Here is a 14,886-nt window from a genome sequence, read left to right on the forward strand (position 1 = left end):
TTTGGCGAGAAAGTTATTTTAATTTAAGTGCACAAAGTCTCTTGATATGACACATATTCCAGTTTTGTTAAGAGAGATGCTACTGCAATTGTCACCACACAGTGGTAGTATATATGTGGATGCCACGTTTGGAGCTGGAGGATATAGCAAAGCAATATTGGAATCCGCTGATTGCAAAGTGTATGCAATTGATAGGGATGAAACAGTTACCAAATTTTATGATGATCTGAACGTTAAATACCCTGATAGAATAAATCTATTTATTGAGAAATTTAGTAATATTAAAAATATATTAGATAGTAATAGCATTAAAGGTATCAATGGAATAGTTTTCGACGTTGGAGTTTCATCTATGCAGCTTGATAATGGAGATAGAGGATTCTCATTTCTACGTGATGGCCCACTTAACATGAGAATGGATAACTATTCTCATATGAATGCTTCGACGTTTGTTAACGCTTTACGTGAAGAAGAGATTGCGAACACTATATATAATTATGGGGGTGAGTATCATTCTCGTAAAATAGCAAGAGCGATAGTAAATGCGCGGAAGAAGAAAATTATCAAAACTACATTTGAACTTGCGGATATTGTACGTTCTGTAGTGTTTCGTGGAAAAAGCAAGATTGACCCTGCAACTAGAACATTTCAGGCAATCAGAATATGGGTAAATGATGAGCTAGGAGAGCTTGAAAAGGGTATTAAAGCTTCATCTGAGATTTTAAGTGAAAACGGCAAATTAATTGTAGTTACCTTTCATTCTCTAGAAGATCGTATAGTTAAAACCCTTTTTAAAGATTTGTGTGAACCAGGACATACCAAGACATTCTCCCTTTTAAACAAAAAAGTGATTAAAGCAAGTGCGGAAGAAATAAATGCAAATCCGCGTGCGCGTTCAGCAAAGTTAAGAGCTATACAGAGGTTATCATGAGAACCTTCTGTATTATTTCAATAACTATGTTTTTGTTATAGGGTCATTTAAGGTAAAATTACATGTCCACTCACTAAATAAATAGCTAACACAAATAGAACGTGAAATTAATTTAGTGCAAAGCAACATAAAAGTTCTTCAAGCAGAATGAAGTTATTTGAGTAATCCAAAAGGGGCTTGTAAAGCTTATGGAGAAGTATATAAAAAATAACTCTTTGATACTAGCTATCCAGGTTCAACTCTCTAAATAGCCGCAGTGCGTTAGCACAATTTAAAACCTAGAGTAACAATTAGAACCTATCTTGAAAGGGAAATTTGAAATATTAACGTAAAAAATTTCTTCCATATATTTTAAATCTGATTATCACTACAGTTAGAGATATTTTAAGAGCTCAAATCTATCTTTGTCTGAAGACTTTTCAGTCAAATTTTTAATCGAAAAGCGTAGCGTGTCTTCTTCAGAGCATGTAAGTGTGCTTAATTTCTTTCATATGTGCGCTGAACTTTTTTCTAATCTTTTTTACACAGGAGGATTTTATGTCCAGTATTCCAGATACTTGACCTTTACTTTAGCTAAAAACCAATAGTCGCCTATGGCTAATTAAAATAAAAATTTTTCTAATATATAGAAGAATTACAAAATCACTGTTACTGAAAATGGGACAAGAAAGATGCTAATGTCAAAGAATTTTAGGTAAACATTGTTTGCTTGACGTATAAGCGTTCTCTCCTTACTTCAAGAACTCTTTAATATACGCTCAACCACTTAAGCCCTTTCAAGATATGTTCTTAAATTTAGGCTTTTAGATAAACACACTACGATAAAACTTACTTTGATACGAAATTATTTGCATAAGATTTTGGCAGTCTTTTAACATCTTTTGGCATTTCAATTGTGTACTTTGTGTTGTGTTTCTTTGCGTAAGATACTGCTTTTTCAAGAGAATAAAACTTTAATACAATCTGTTTTTGGGGATCTTTTGATCCAAACCACCCCATCAAAGGTTCAATATAGTAGGAACAAGGCTCAATTTTTAGGTGCCAGAATTTTGTATTACCTAAACCAGATTGTGTTGCAGTTTTTGTTGGCTTATAAATCTTAAAAACTATTTGATCGTCAATACTCATAGTCCTTACTACATAATCTTAAGTATATATCTAAATAAATTTTCCACAAAGAATTAGTGTGAAAGAATGAAGTTTGAAATAAATGTTTTTATGTTATATTATTAAATTATACAAAAAGGATTAGCTGAATAGGAGTAATCAATGGAACAGCAAGAAATAGTAACAATTAATGCAGAGTTACGTGATGTAAAAAAAAAGAAAGCGATTCAGGCTCTAAGGGAGAAGGGAAGTATACCTGCAGTTATATATGGTAAAGGGCATGATAACGTAAATTTGACATTGTCTGCAAAGGAATTTACTAAACAATATAAATCAGGTGCTCTTTCTGCACATTTAATAGAACTAGATATTTCAGGAAAAAAAGAATATGCTCTTGTTCGTGATATTCAATGGCATGTAGTAAAGGATACTGTGCAACATGTTGATTTTCAGTTTGTTGATAAAGGTAGTGAAATTAAAATAGATATACCTTTATCATTCATCAATGAAAGTAAATCACCAGGAATTAAATTAGGTGGAGTGCTCAATGTTTTGTGTCGTTCTGTTACTGTCAAATGCTCTCCTGAGAAAATACCTCAAGTCATAGAAATTGATTTGTCTGGCAAAATGATTGGTCAGTCTATACATATCAATGATGTAAAATTGCCAGAAGGTGTTAAATTTGTGGCTCATGAAGAAGAAAATTTCACCATTGTAACAATCTCTGCTGCTGATAGTGATGTTGAAGATCCTCAAACAAAAACAGAAGAGTAGTGCATTTAATAGCTGGGCTTGGTAATCCTGGTAGTAAATATGAACTAACTCACCATAACATTGGTTTCATAGTTATTGACGCAATTCACAAATATTGGAATTTTCAGTCGTTTTCTAATAAAGATGGTTACTTGATAACCTCTGGCATAACGAATAATAATAAAATTATGCTGATAAAACCTTACTCATTTATGAATAATTCAGGTATTCCTATTGCAAAAATAAAAAATTTTTACAAATTATCGCTAGACAATATTGTTGTCATACATGATGATGCTGACTTAAAATTCGGAAGAATAAAAGTAAAAAAAGGCGGTAGCTCTGCTGGACACAATGGACTTAAGTCTATAGATAGCTTTATTGGTAACGATTATTGGCGTTTGAGATTTGGAGTAGGTAGGCCTGAAAATCAGAAAAGCTTAGCAGATTATGTATTATCAAAATTTGAAAATTTTGATAACGCTATCCTCTTAGTGGAAAAAATAGCAAGGAATATACACCTAATGCTGCAAGGAAATAACGCAGCTTTCATCAACTCGGTTGAGAGTGAAACTTTAGTATAGCAAACGAATACTGCCCAATACAAACTAATTTAGATTAGAATACTGATTCTTCTAGAAGTTGTTCGCGTTCCTCTTCTATTGCAATAGAATTATCATGATTTTTAAATAAATCTCTGATTTTTGTTTCTATTTCATTTGCAATTTCTTTGTTTGCCTTGAGGTAACTTTTTACATTTTCTCTTCCTTGGCCAAGACGCGTATTGTTATATGAATAATAAGCACCTGCCTTTTCAAGCACACCAAGCTTTGCTCCTATATCTATTATTTCTCCAAATTTTGATATGCCTTCATTGTACATTATATCAAATTTTGCTTCTCTAAATGGAGGAGCAACTTTATTTTTTACAACTTTAACTCTCGTTTCATTGCCCGTAACATTCTCCTTATCCTTTATCGCACCAACTTTTCTTATATCAAGTCTTATAGAAGCATAGAACTTTAATGCATTACCACCAGTGGTAGTTTCAGGATTTCCATATACTACTCCTATTTTCATACGAATTTGGTTAATAAATATTAATATACAGTTTGCTTTTGAAACTGCAGAGGTGAGCTTTCGTAGCCCATGACTTAGAAGTCTCGCTTGTAGTCCCATGTGCTGGTCGCCCATATCTCCTTCAATTTCAACTCTTGGAGTTAGTGCTGCAACAGAGTCAATAACTATTACATCAACTGCACCAGAACATACTAAATACTCAACAATATGCAACGCTTGTTCGCCAGTGTCTGGTTGTGAAATCACTAAATCATCGGTGTTTACTCCAAGTTTACGAGCATATATAACATCCAGTGCGTGCTCCGCATCGATAAATGCACATAAACCTCCTTTTTTCTGTGCTTCAGCAATTACTTGCAAAGCAAGGGTGGTTTTACCAGAACTCTCAGGGCCAAATATCTCAATTATACGTCCTTTTGGCAATCCCCCAACACCCAGAGCTGAATCAAGTGCAATCGACCCTGTAGATATCGTGTCTATTTTTTCTACAGGGTTTTGCTTTAGCTTCATTATTGCACCTTTACCGAATGCTTTTTCAATTTGACTTATTGCATTATCTAGTGCTTTTTGCTTATCATTATTTCTTTCTTCTGGATTATGTGCCATGGATCATTTATTAACTTGTGTAGTCTCCATGGTAATTGAACGCAACCAATCTGCCAAGGCTTTTTTAATAACGAAGAACGTTAGTTACCGAAAATTGGATAGATACACTTTGTAGTGCGATACAAAATAACGATAGAATACAATGGTAGTGGTTTCTCTGGCTGGCAAAAGCAACAACACTCTGCTAACTCAATTCAGGAAACCATAGAAAACGCTATATTTAATTTCAGTGGCGAGAGAGTCTCTTTGCATTGTGGTGGCAGAACTGACACAGGGGTTCATTCTTTAGGGCAAGTTGCTCATTTCAATATGGAAAGGCAATTCGAGCTTTACAGAATAAGAAATGGAATAAACTATCACTTAAAAGCGATTCCTATAGTTGTGCTTAGTGCAGAAGCTGTAGATGATGCATTTCATGCACGATTTTCAGCAAAAAAAAGATATTATGAATATAGAATAATTAATCGTTACGCTCCTGCAGCTCTGGAAATCGGTTATGTGTGGCAAGTATTTTACCCACTTGACGTAAACATCATGCGTGAAGCTGCTAGACACCTGCTTGGAAAGCATAATCTTTCAAGCTTCCGCTCAAAAGATTGTCAAGCTACAAATCCGGTCAGAACAATCGATGATATTGATATAGTACAAAACGGAAGTCACATATACATCAAAATATCTGCGATTTCCTTTTTACATAACCAGGTGAGGATTATTGTTGGTACTTTAGTTGAATTTGGAAAAAATAGAACTAATCCACAAGAAATGCTAAACATATTAAGTCAATGTAGAAGAAACGCCGCTGGGGTCACTGCGCCTTCTCACGGCTTATACTTAGTAAAGATAGATTACTAGCTTAAGTCCTCATTGGCATTACTATATATAGTGCACTTGGATCATCTTCATCAGTGATAATTGTAGCGCTATTACCATCTGATAGGCTGATCTTACATTTGTTTTTTATACAAGATAAAGCATCAAGCAAATAACGAGAATTAAATCCTACTTCCATAAGAGCTCCATCATAATCCACCTCTATAGACTCAGTTGCATCACTGCACTCTTGGGAATTTGAATGTAGAGTTAATAAATTCTCTTGCAATGAAAATTTAATTGATTTTATTTTATCGGACACAACAACGGAAACTCGGTCTATAACACTAGCAAGTTCGCTACTCTTAACAATCATTTGTTTATCTTGAGACGTTGGAATGACAGCTTTGTAATCTGGAAAAGTCCCATCTATCAATTTTGATATTAGAATATACTCACCACATGTAAATTTGATTTTTCTATCTGAAAGTTTTATATTTATCTCATTACAATCACCCAATACTTTCAACAGTTCCATGATAGTTTTACGTGGAATGATCACCCCAAATTCTCCGTTGATATCTTCAGGTTTAGGCCTTTTTATACATGATAAACGGTGGCCATCAGTTGCAACGCAGTACAGAAATTGCTCATCTGTATGCAGATATATCCCGTTTAAATTATACCTTGTATCATCCAGCGACACAGCAAACTTCGTTTTAGTCAACAAGTCTACCAAATCTGTACTTAGTAGAGTGAAATCGTATTGATGATCACCTTCTTCAAGAACAGGGAAGTTATTTGAAACTACGTTCGGTAAAGAAAAATTTGCATTTCCACAGGATATCAATAATTTTCCTTGATTATTCATTTCGCAATTGACATCCAAATTAGTTGGCAATTTTTTCACTATGTCATGTAAAGTATGTGCTGAGATTTTCACTTCTCCTTCTGCTGATACATTTGCAGTAAGTGAGGCAAATATTGAAATGTCAAGATCAGTAGCCTTCAATTTTATGCTGCCATGTTGTGCTTTGATATTTATACACGCTAAAACATCTATCGCGTTGCGCCTTTCAACCACTCCACTTACTCTGGATAGCGTATTTAAAAGGCTTGCACGACTCACACTAAAACGCATTTGTTCACACATAGAACTTTGTTCTTTGATTCCTATATCTACAATTTTTGACATATTAATTCTCAAAAATATATTTTAAATGATATTTACTTTCTATGTAAAGTGATATCCATATTTTTGTCTGAGAGACAAAACAGCCTATCTTATACTTTAGTGATCAATCATTTACTTTGTATGGCATAAGTCATGCATTTTTTGGTACGCTTTTTGAAAGCCAATCAAGGAATAAGTATCATCAACATTTACTGTTTTGACTTTTCCATTAACTACCATTGATAATCCCTGCTTCATTTTTAGAATCAAATCTTGGTCCATTTTTGTATCATCTGTCCACGCAATACTTCCCTGTATTATTGGCAATTGATATTTAATTTTTTTATCGATATTGAGAACTACAGGCTCATTATTATACTTAAAGCCAGAAGTGACGCTCACCTCATCTGCTTTTTTATCAACGTAACTGACCATTACATACGGCTTGCGGTCAGCTGTATAATGTTCACTTTTTTTCTTAGGATGAGTTACAATGTAACACACTTTTTCACCATCTTCCAATGCAGTGTACACAAGCCAATCTTTATATTTTTCCTTCAGTTGTACGTTACTAACCGATGCAAGGGTACCTATTGAAAAAAATATCAGAAATACAAAAAGACTACGCATGTAAACCGAGTTTCAAACTCTCTGATTTTACATGTTGTTTTACCTTATTCATTGCTTGCTCAGCCAACTGCCTTATTCTTTCTCTTGAAACACAATATTTTTTGCTAAGCTCATCCAAAGTCTGAGTACTTTCAGATAAATATCTGCTAATGAAAACGTCTCTTGATCTTTCATTAAGACTTGCCAGCGCATTGCTTAAAATTGTTTCTTTTAATGCCTTTTCTTCATGATTCTGGTAAGCTACTTCTTGACTAACTAAATTACACGGAATCATATCTTGTAACTCCTTTTTAGAGTCATCACCTATTTTTACACAATTATTTAACGACTGATCCTTACAAGCCAAACGATAGTTCATTTGTACAACATCTTCTTCAGATACAGAAAGCTCATTTGATATTGCTTTTATTTCTTCGTTACTCAAAGTTTCTCTGTTTGTGTATTGTAAAATTCTTTTTTTTATTTTACGTAAACTAAAAAACAATCTCCTTTGTGCTTGCGTTGTACCTATTTTTACAAGTGACCAAGATTTTAATATAAAGTCTTTCATTGAAGCTTCAATCCACCACACTGCATAAGTTGAAAAACGAAATCCCAAATTAGGATTGAACTTTTTCACTGCATGCATTAAACCCATATTTCCTTCCATGACCAGGTCCATCAACAGTAGACCATAATTCTTAAATTTCATTGCAATTTTTACTACCAAATTCAAATGGCTAGTAATCAACCTGTGAGCAGAAGAAATATCCTGGTATTCTTGCCAATTTTTTGCTAATCGCACTTCCTCCTCTTGGGAAAGCATAGGAAATTTTCGCACTTCAGCAATATACTGCATGAGATTAGTGCTACTATTAACAGATAAATTTGCTACTGGGGCCAACATAACAACCTAAATTAAAACTCCACGTACATAACATATTGACTCTCAGCAAAAAATTCAAGCTCTAATTAAAAAAGTACAACTTTATACCTGGCTGAGATTTTAACAACAGCCACTTAAATGTGGCATCAAAGTTGCTAAAGCGTAACGATAAAAACTTCACTAAATGAATAATGTGTTATTCCAGTGCTCAAACACTGGAACCCACATTTGTTTTTTTTTCTAGATCCCAGCCACTTGAATAACAAGGAAAACTCACCGGGATGACAAGTCTGAGACAGACTAGAAATTAAACGCTACTCCAGCTTCTGCACCAAAAGTGTTGTAAACAACATTTTTGATACCAGCATCACCCTTAGTTGTCTTATCAAAACTAGCACCATAAGAACCGAAGTAACGAGCTCCAGCAAAGAGTTTGATTTCTGGGGTTACATCATAACTAACACCACCTTTTGCTTGATAAGCAAAACCGAAGCTCCTTTGATCCTTAACTTCAGCAACGTTTGAAGGATTGCTGATATATGCTGCACCAACACCAACACCAACGTATGGAATAATAGGCATATCTTCAATCACTATATCGTAATAAACGTTAACCAATCCTGAAAATGCTGTTAAACTTTCTGCAACACTTGCTTCAGAAGCATCTATCACGTCTTTATTTTTAGCCAATCGTGAGTAAAGCCCTTCAACATCAACTCTAATGTCATCCATTTTATAACCAAATGCAACACCACCAGCTATAAAAGATCTTTTTAAGGTACTATCCTTGTCTTTATTTGCTGCATTTTTAATACCATCAACTTTTGTATAAAAAGGTAAAATTTCACCGTTGTATTGTAAACGAACGTAGTAGCTAGTTTCTTCATCATTTATTGGACCAATAGGGTCAGATGAAAAAGCAGAGTTTGATAGGCTTAGCAACGTCACTAAAGCAGCTGCCGAAAAAAACTTTTTATAATACATAATTGCCCTCGTTAAAAAAAATTAAAATTCCACTTTAGCAGTCTAAATAATAACTAAAGTTAAGTCAAGTGCTAACTTAATAACACAAAACCTTCTGTATCTTAACTAACTTTTAGGAAAATACAAAGATTTTATTAATTAATAAATAGAATTACTCTACTTTTTTTTTCACTCTTGATCTTCTGACACCTATTTCACTAATGTCTTTTTATCTCCTGATCTGGATTCATCATTGTGAATTGCTGCGTATTCATGAAGTAATATGAATGTACTTCATGAAATTACTTGTATAAAAGGAAAACACTTATGTTACTGCACTAAGGCAAACTTCAGTAGTAAATTTAAAAAGGAAGTTTAAATCCAGGTGGTAACCCCATCATGCCTGCAAGATCAGAGGTTGCACTTGCCATATCTTCTTCTGCTCTTTTGATAGCATCATTGAATGCCGCTGTCACTAGATCTTCTACTATATCTTTTTCTTCATCTCTCATAAGTTCTAAGTCTATATTTACCTTTTTAGCTTTATAGCTACCTATTTTTATCACTTCCACTAATACAGAAACTTTACCACCACCAGAAATACCTTGAAACTCTTTTCCAATATACTTTTCTTGAGCTTCCGCAAGCTTTTTCTGCATTTCTTGCGCTTGCTTCATTATTTGACTGAAATCCACAACCTACTCCTTATTTTCTACATTAACCACCTTAGCACCTTTAAACGTATTTAATATATCCTTAACCGCAGGTGCATAACTTAAATTACTCAGTTCCCTATTCATATAACTCGTATCAACTATAATAACCCACTCGTGATTAGTAGCTTGATTTAAGTAACTTTTCAAGTCACTACAAAAATTACTGTTTAAGTTAGATACAGCTTTTAATCTTAAATACCCAAATCTGCAATCTACTAATTGTAGATTGCTACACAGTTGTTTGTAAAGATAAATTTGGTTACTACGCTTTAATAGTTGCAAAATCTTATCAAAATCGTAATTTTGTTGTTTGTTTTTCACATGGATCCCAGTGTCACACACTGGGATGACAGAGTGGGGTTTTTCCACATATTTTTTTGGATCAGAGTGGCCAGCTACTTGAATGACAGTAGGGGAAGGTGCAACAGGTCTGCCCTGTCTATTTCCTTGCTCCACATTCTGTGAAAGAATTTTTTTAATTACCTGTTCCGGAGAAGGCAAATCAGAAAGATAACAAAGGCTAATTAATATCATTTCAGCGGCAATTTCATTACATGTTGAAACCTTTATATCTTGAATACCCTTAAGCAGCACCTTCCACAATCTCGAAAAAAATATTAAAGACTTTTTTGTACTCAAATCTTTTACTCTGCTCTTCTCATATTCTGTATCAATCTCTTTTGTAATTAAAAAACGGCATATTAACTGGATTGTTTGCAGTAGATCTTCAAAAATATTGAGTGGATTTGCTGTTTTTACCACATTGTCAAATACTAACAAAGCCTTCTGTAAATCACTGTCTAATACTCCTTCCAGTAGATCAAATATAACGTTTCTATCTACTAGACCAAGTATGTCTGTAACACTTTGAGTGGATATTGTACCATCTTTGCTATACAGCGCTGCTTGATTCATCAAAAACAAAGCGTTACGCATTGAATTGCTACAGTGGTGCGCAATTAATTCCGATGCTTCTTTTTCAATAAAATAATTTTCTTTTTGTGCAATATCATTTAAACGCTCCATTATCTTAGCTGAAGGAATGTTATGTAAGTCAAACCTTTGACAACGTGCAATAACAGTTATTGGTATCTTTTTTATTTCTGTAGTTGCTAGAATAAACTTTACGCTAGATGGTGGTTCTTCTAAAGTTTTAAGCAATGCATTAAATGCATTGCTAGATAACATGTGTACTTCATCTATAATGTAAACTTTAAACTTAGAACTTATTGGTAAATAGCAAATATCTCCCAAGATCGCTCTAACATCCTCAACACTAGTGTGACTTGCCGCATCGATTTCAACCACATCTGGATGGCTTGAATTTTTTATTGCCAGACAACTTGTACATGATCCACAAGGTTCAAAAGTTGGCCCCAATGAGCAGTTCAAACATAAAGCTATTATTCTTGCAGTGGTGGTTTTACCAATTCCACTTCTACCAGAAAGCAGCATAGATTGTGGAATTTTGTTGAGAGTGAAAGCATTTTCTAGTATACGCACCAATATATCTTGACCTACTAAATCTTTAAAGCTACTAGGACGATATTTTAATGCTATGTTCATAGCCCAGAATAAAACAAATAGTACAAATAGGTATGCAACCCAAAAAGATTCTGATATGGTTGCTTCATTTCTGACCTGACCAAGTTACAGAATTTTTGCCTGCATACCTTATAAAAGGTTATACTTTTTTTTTTTTTTAGCAAGGTATATTCTATATTAGCCTTATAATTTATATGTTAGACCTTTTGCAACATTACTTTGGAGTAAACAGCTGTTACCTAAAATACTCTTCTTCTGTCATCCCAGTGCCCAGACACTGGGACCCGGAAAACTTAATTTTAAATGAATACATTAGGCTATTGTATAATAAGAACTGGATTCCAATGTTACGTACTGGCATGACAATATATAGTTATTGTAATAACAAAAGAGGAATATTATGATTTTATATCATTTTCCTCTTTGTCCGTTTTCACGAAAAGTTAGAGCTCTTCTCAAGGAAAAAAAGCTGAGCTGTGATTTTATATATGAAAATCCATGGGAAAAGCGGAATGAATTCATGGATATCAATCCAATCGGACAAGTACCAGTATTAATAGATAATAACTTTGTAATAGCGGATAGTAATGCCATTTGTGAATATATAGAAGAGACTTACAATAGTGACGTCAAATTACTTGGTTCATCAACTATTATTAAGTCTAAAATACGCGCTTTAATCAATTGGTTCGATAGCAAATTTTACAATGAAGTTACTAAGTATATTATGAATGAAAAAGTAATTACTAACCGCAGCCCTGACTCTAGATTTCTTCATGCAGCTCAGCATAACCTGCCTTGCCATATGGAATACATCGAACACTTAATTAACAAGAACGTTTGGCTTGCAACCGATAAGTTCACTTTAGCCGATATTGCTTTAGCATCACATATTTCTATAATAGACTACGTAAATAGTTTCCCATGGGAAAAAAGTAAGATTTTAAAAGAATGGTACTCCATTGTTAAATCAAGGCCTTGTTTTCGTGAAATATTATTAGAGAGAGTTTTTGGCTTAACTCCCCCTAGACATTACGCTGACCTTGATTTTTAACTTGCATTAGTTTTAAAGCTACAGTCATTCCTTCGTCAGTAGGGATCAATATGGAGAAATATTTTTTTTCATCTGATAATCTATCGTTAAACTCTCTCATAGCATGCCATGACTTTTCTGATACTTCTTTTGGAGGTGATTCTAAAAATACTGTATCAAATAATAGAGTGTTATCTGCAACGATTAGCCCATCTTGTTTAATGTATGACTCTGCCCAATCTAAATACTTAGGATAACTACTTTTGTCAGCATCGATGAATATCATGTCAAATGGTGCCTTTGCTGATAATTCATTAATTTTTTCCAGTGCATCACCTTCTATTAGAGTAATTTTATCACTTAGATTAAAAGCACTAAAATTTTTTTTTGCTACTCTTGAGTGTTGAGGATTATTTTCTATTGTATATATATGACCATCTTTCGGTAAAGCTTTTACCATACAAATTGACGAATAACCATATAACGTGCCAATTTCAACTATGCTTTTAACTTTATGGATTTTGATAAATAAATTTAATAATTTTCCTTCTTCAGGAGTAATTTGAATGCGTTGTTTCTTATCAAGAGTACAATGTTCTTCTATTTTTTTATACTCTTTTGCAAATAAGCTTCTTATGTACAACGATTTTCTGCTAAAGTTATGACGCATTAAGTTTTATAATATAAACCAAGGAGGTTTAATCTATATAAGATATATAAAGATAACAATAGATTTAAGAATAATAAATTTTTATTTTAAGTTGTTATTTTATAAAGTAAAATTTTAAGTGACAAAGATTATTATATATTCTACCATAGTTAACTAGTATAACAACCAATTGTTATACTAGAATTAAGGGATCGTTTATTTACATCTCTCTTAAATGTAATTTTTATGATCGATTAGAGGGGGGTTATATGTCTTATAACATTGCTAACGAACTTGAAAGGTTAAGCAAGAAATCTAATAATAATGAAGGAGTGAAATTACTGCACAATCCAGCTTATCGCGAGAAGTACAAAGAACGCTTTAACGAAGCTCAGAAAAAAGTTATGGATATGGTCCAATTTTATGATGGAACGATAGTATTAATAGAGAATAAAATTGCTATGTATTATTATGCTTGGCACAGTAAAAAAAGAGAGTTTGAGCGCAAAAAACAACAAACAGTATCAAAAAATACTGATTCAGTATAGGTTTTTATATGGTAAGCTACGGTGTTATTACTTCACTATAGCTTTTCCATATAACTCATCTATTACATTAGTGAAGTATTCCAGATCTCTATATCCTTCATGTTTGATTTTGCCATTCTCTACGTATGATTTGTCATTGTTAAGCTTGATGATGAATACAGGAGTAGCTTTGATATCAAGTTTATTAATTGCGAGTGATTTATCATTTATAATTTTGTCCATCATCTTTTTATCGTTAATGCATTGGTTAAATACATCTCGCTTCAAATTGCTTAGTGCAGCAATTTTTTGTAGTACACTTAAATCACTAAAATTAGAGTAGTTCCACGAGTCTATTGCATTAAACACAGCTTTGTTAAAATTAAAATAGTCTTTTTCTTTTTCATAGCAATAACTTAGCATTGCAGCTTTTAATCCTCTGTAATCTAGAGGAAAATGACGGAATATGTATAACATCTTACCTGTATCTATGTACTTCTCTTTGATTCTAGGAAAAACTTTCTTATGAAAAAGAGAACAGTGATAACAAGTGAGCGAGGCGTATTCTATCATTAAAATTGGTGCTTTTCGATCTCCTAATAATTTATCATCAGGCAATAGCGACAGTAGTTCTTTTGGCGTTATTTCATCAGTTTTTTGAGTGTTGGGTAAGTTTTGTTCAATAGTTGCATGAGAACTAACACTTATAAAAATAAGTAAGAATAATAATCTAAAAATCATTACAATGGAAATACTGAACTTATTAAAAATTTATGCATTTATATAAATGATGTCAAGATAACTTTTACTCAGCAAGACTTTCTAGTCTGTCTTTGAATGCAGTAATTATTTTATTTTGTGCATATTTATACACCGAGTTTAATAAAGTAGAAAACAAATTGGATTTAAACTCAAATTCTACATAGAATTCTACCATGGTTTTATTTTCGCTCATAGGAGTGAATTTCCATTCGTTGTATAAATTTTTAAATATTCCATTTGAAGAGACAGCTTTTATCCAACTTTCACTTATTCCATTTGGAGCAAGGGAGGTCACTTCTGATGTGTAACTTCCTTTAATGCCATGAAAAGCCGCAAGGAGATCCACAATCATTTGGCTATCAGTTTTTTCTTTTATATAAACAGCTTTGCACCAAGGAACAAAATCAGGATACTTCTCAACGTCAATTACAACTTGAAACACCCTACGAGATGAACAGAAAAAAACACCTTGTTCTTTATATTGGTGTAACATAAATCTGAATAATAAAAATGGGATCCATATCTACCGTCAGTCTTAGTAGACTCCTGAGACCTAAAGTTAAGGTGGGCATCACGTACCAATTTCAATGAAATTAGCAGAGGCAATTCCCTTGATCAGAAATTATCGCTCGGGAAATTTAACTTAACTCATAACGTATAGCACAGAACCCTTTCAATTATAGATTATTTATATAGGGTATGTCTATAGATATATTAGAGCTAGCGATTATTATT

Annotated in this window: 17 protein-coding genes, 2 other RNA genes and 1 pseudogene; 7 read left to right on the plus strand and 13 right to left on the minus strand. The window is 33.2% G+C overall.

The features are described 5' to 3' along the window. The first annotated feature begins 46 nt into the window (after positions 1-46). Positions 47-931, plus strand: coding sequence for a 16S rRNA (cytosine(1402)-N(4))-methyltransferase RsmH (gene rsmH, locus wTpre_RS03990; RefSeq protein WP_068652144.1), 885 nt, complete (start codon positions 47-49; stop codon positions 929-931). Positions 932-1,759: 828 nt separating this feature from the next. Here the strand turns inward: rsmH and wTpre_RS04000 are convergent. Further along, positions 1,760-2,059 (minus strand): NADH dehydrogenase ubiquinone Fe-S protein 4, encoded by a 300-nt coding sequence (locus wTpre_RS04000; RefSeq protein ID WP_068652145.1) that lies wholly within the window; start codon positions 2,057-2,059, stop codon positions 1,760-1,762. Between the two features lie 141 nt (positions 2,060-2,200). Between wTpre_RS04000 and wTpre_RS04005 the strand changes: the two genes are divergently transcribed. Next, a complete protein-coding gene (locus tag wTpre_RS04005; protein WP_068652147.1) occupies positions 2,201-2,812 on the plus strand; it encodes a 50S ribosomal protein L25/general stress protein Ctc in 612 nt (203 codons plus the stop codon). Then, positions 2,812-3,375, plus strand: a complete 564-nt coding sequence (gene pth / locus wTpre_RS04010; RefSeq protein ID WP_068652149.1) for an aminoacyl-tRNA hydrolase — start codon at positions 2,812-2,814, stop codon at positions 3,373-3,375. Before wTpre_RS04005 ends, pth begins: the two co-directional genes overlap by 1 nt. 34 nt (positions 3,376-3,409) lie before the next feature. Here pth and recA read toward each other — a convergent pair whose 3' ends face one another. Beyond that, entirely contained in the window at positions 3,410-4,477 is a 1,068-nt protein-coding gene (gene recA, locus wTpre_RS04015; protein WP_068652151.1) for a recombinase RecA, read from the minus strand. Positions 4,478-4,591: 114 nt separating this feature from the next. Between recA and truA the strand changes: the two genes are divergently transcribed. After that, a complete protein-coding gene (gene truA / locus wTpre_RS04020; RefSeq protein ID WP_068652152.1) occupies positions 4,592-5,329 on the plus strand; it encodes a tRNA pseudouridine(38-40) synthase TruA in 738 nt (245 codons plus the stop codon). Position 5,330: 1 nt separating this feature from the next. On the opposite strand, the gene dnaN is transcribed toward truA, so the two are convergent. From dnaN to ffs, 7 genes are all read right to left on the minus strand, one after another. After that, on the minus strand, positions 5,331-6,482 hold the full coding sequence (gene dnaN, locus wTpre_RS04025; protein WP_068652154.1) for a DNA polymerase III subunit beta: 1,152 nt from the start codon (positions 6,480-6,482) through the stop codon (positions 5,331-5,333). Positions 6,483-6,593: 111 nt separating this feature from the next. Beyond that, a complete protein-coding gene (locus tag wTpre_RS04030; protein ID WP_068652156.1) occupies positions 6,594-7,091 on the minus strand; it encodes an invasion associated locus B family protein in 498 nt (165 codons plus the stop codon). Continuing rightward, positions 7,084-7,977: an RNA polymerase factor sigma-32 gene (locus tag wTpre_RS04035; RefSeq protein ID WP_068652158.1), complete on the minus strand. Its 894-nt coding sequence runs from the start codon at positions 7,975-7,977 to the stop codon at positions 7,084-7,086. Before wTpre_RS04035 ends, wTpre_RS04030 begins: the two co-directional genes overlap by 8 nt. Positions 7,978-8,256: 279 nt before the next feature. Continuing rightward, positions 8,257-8,940 carry a P44/Msp2 family outer membrane protein gene (locus wTpre_RS04040; protein WP_068652160.1) on the minus strand — a complete coding sequence of 228 codons (684 nt, stop codon included), beginning with the start codon at positions 8,938-8,940 and terminating at the stop codon, positions 8,257-8,259. Positions 8,941-9,281: 341 nt separating this feature from the next. Then, positions 9,282-9,596, minus strand: a complete 315-nt coding sequence (locus wTpre_RS04045) for a YbaB/EbfC family nucleoid-associated protein (protein WP_179945537.1) — start codon at positions 9,594-9,596, stop codon at positions 9,282-9,284. A gap of 21 nt (positions 9,597-9,617) precedes the next feature. Beyond that, positions 9,618-11,201 (minus strand): DNA polymerase III subunit gamma/tau, encoded by a 1,584-nt coding sequence (gene dnaX / locus wTpre_RS04050; protein ID WP_068652164.1) that lies wholly within the window; start codon positions 11,199-11,201, stop codon positions 9,618-9,620. 16 nt (positions 11,202-11,217) lie between these two features. Next, positions 11,218-11,316: signal recognition particle sRNA small type (gene ffs / locus wTpre_RS04055), an RNA gene on the minus strand. A 109-nt stretch (positions 11,317-11,425) separates the two neighbouring features. Here ffs and wTpre_RS07520 point away from each other — a divergent pair. Together wTpre_RS07520 and wTpre_RS04065 are read left to right on the plus strand one after the other, a co-directional pair. Further along, positions 11,426-11,545 (plus strand): annotated as a pseudogene (locus tag wTpre_RS07520) (WPE palindromic element domain-containing protein); the annotation flags it as partial. Between the two features lie 35 nt (positions 11,546-11,580). Next, positions 11,581-12,234: a glutathione S-transferase family protein gene (locus tag wTpre_RS04065; RefSeq protein ID WP_068652166.1), complete on the plus strand. Its 654-nt coding sequence runs from the start codon at positions 11,581-11,583 to the stop codon at positions 12,232-12,234. Here wTpre_RS04065 and wTpre_RS04070 read toward each other — a convergent pair. Continuing rightward, on the minus strand, positions 12,206-12,883 hold the full coding sequence (locus wTpre_RS04070; protein WP_068652168.1) for an O-methyltransferase: 678 nt from the start codon (positions 12,881-12,883) through the stop codon (positions 12,206-12,208). The genes wTpre_RS04065 and wTpre_RS04070 overlap by 29 nt on opposite strands. A 248-nt stretch (positions 12,884-13,131) precedes the next feature. On the opposite strand from wTpre_RS04070, the gene wTpre_RS04075 reads away from it, so the two are divergent. Beyond that, positions 13,132-13,410 (plus strand): DUF2671 domain-containing protein, encoded by a 279-nt coding sequence (locus wTpre_RS04075; protein WP_068652170.1) that lies wholly within the window; start codon positions 13,132-13,134, stop codon positions 13,408-13,410. A 27-nt stretch (positions 13,411-13,437) separates the two neighbouring features. Here wTpre_RS04075 and wTpre_RS04080 read toward each other — a convergent pair whose 3' ends face one another. The 3 genes from wTpre_RS04080 to ssrS form a co-directional block, all read right to left on the minus strand. Continuing rightward, complete coding sequence (locus tag wTpre_RS04080) at positions 13,438-14,130, minus strand: thioredoxin domain-containing protein (RefSeq protein ID WP_068652172.1); 693 nt, start codon at positions 14,128-14,130, stop codon at positions 13,438-13,440. 64 nt (positions 14,131-14,194) lie between these two features. Beyond that, positions 14,195-14,644 carry a type II toxin-antitoxin system RatA family toxin gene (locus wTpre_RS04085; RefSeq protein WP_068652175.1) on the minus strand — a complete coding sequence of 150 codons (450 nt, stop codon included), beginning with the start codon at positions 14,642-14,644 and terminating at the stop codon, positions 14,195-14,197. Between the two features lie 17 nt (positions 14,645-14,661). Then, a non-coding RNA gene (gene ssrS, locus wTpre_RS04090) (6S RNA) lies at positions 14,662-14,823 on the minus strand. Positions 14,824-14,886: the final 63 nt, after the last annotated feature.

Origin of the sequence: Wolbachia endosymbiont of Trichogramma pretiosum (assembly GCF_001439985.1) — a bacterium.
Taxonomy (GTDB): domain Bacteria; phylum Pseudomonadota; class Alphaproteobacteria; order Rickettsiales; family Anaplasmataceae; genus Wolbachia.

What these genes read in the sequence shown, in the direction of transcription:
- rsmH (WP_068652144.1), top strand. Translation starts at nt 47, where the DNA reads ATGACACATATTCCAGTTTTGTTAAGAGAGATGCTACTGCAATTGTCA.
- wTpre_RS04000 (WP_068652145.1), bottom strand. Translation starts at nt 2,059, where the DNA reads ATGAGTATTGACGATCAAATAGTTTTTAAGATTTATAAGCCAACAAAA.
- wTpre_RS04005 (WP_068652147.1), top strand. Translation starts at nt 2,201, where the DNA reads ATGGAACAGCAAGAAATAGTAACAATTAATGCAGAGTTACGTGATGTA.
- recA (WP_068652151.1), bottom strand. Translation starts at nt 4,477, where the DNA reads ATGGCACATAATCCAGAAGAAAGAAATAATGATAAGCAAAAAGCACTA.
- dnaN (WP_068652154.1), bottom strand. Translation starts at nt 6,482, where the DNA reads ATGTCAAAAATTGTAGATATAGGAATCAAAGAACAAAGTTCTATGTGT.
- wTpre_RS04030 (WP_068652156.1), bottom strand. Translation starts at nt 7,091, where the DNA reads ATGCGTAGTCTTTTTGTATTTCTGATATTTTTTTCAATAGGTACCCTT.
- wTpre_RS04035 (WP_068652158.1), bottom strand. Translation starts at nt 7,977, where the DNA reads ATGTTGGCCCCAGTAGCAAATTTATCTGTTAATAGTAGCACTAATCTC.
- wTpre_RS04040 (WP_068652160.1), bottom strand. Translation starts at nt 8,940, where the DNA reads ATGTATTATAAAAAGTTTTTTTCGGCAGCTGCTTTAGTGACGTTGCTA.
- wTpre_RS04045 (WP_179945537.1), bottom strand. Translation starts at nt 9,596, where the DNA reads ATGAAGCAAGCGCAAGAAATGCAGAAAAAGCTTGCGGAAGCTCAAGAA.
- dnaX (WP_068652164.1), bottom strand. Translation starts at nt 11,201, where the DNA reads ATGAACATAGCATTAAAATATCGTCCTAGTAGCTTTAAAGATTTAGTA.
- wTpre_RS04065 (WP_068652166.1), top strand. Translation starts at nt 11,581, where the DNA reads ATGATTTTATATCATTTTCCTCTTTGTCCGTTTTCACGAAAAGTTAGA.
- wTpre_RS04070 (WP_068652168.1), bottom strand. Translation starts at nt 12,883, where the DNA reads ATGCGTCATAACTTTAGCAGAAAATCGTTGTACATAAGAAGCTTATTT.
- wTpre_RS04075 (WP_068652170.1), top strand. Translation starts at nt 13,132, where the DNA reads ATGTCTTATAACATTGCTAACGAACTTGAAAGGTTAAGCAAGAAATCT.
- wTpre_RS04080 (WP_068652172.1), bottom strand. Translation starts at nt 14,130, where the DNA reads ATGATTTTTAGATTATTATTCTTACTTATTTTTATAAGTGTTAGTTCT.
- wTpre_RS04085 (WP_068652175.1), bottom strand. Translation starts at nt 14,644, where the DNA reads ATGTTACACCAATATAAAGAACAAGGTGTTTTTTTCTGTTCATCTCGT.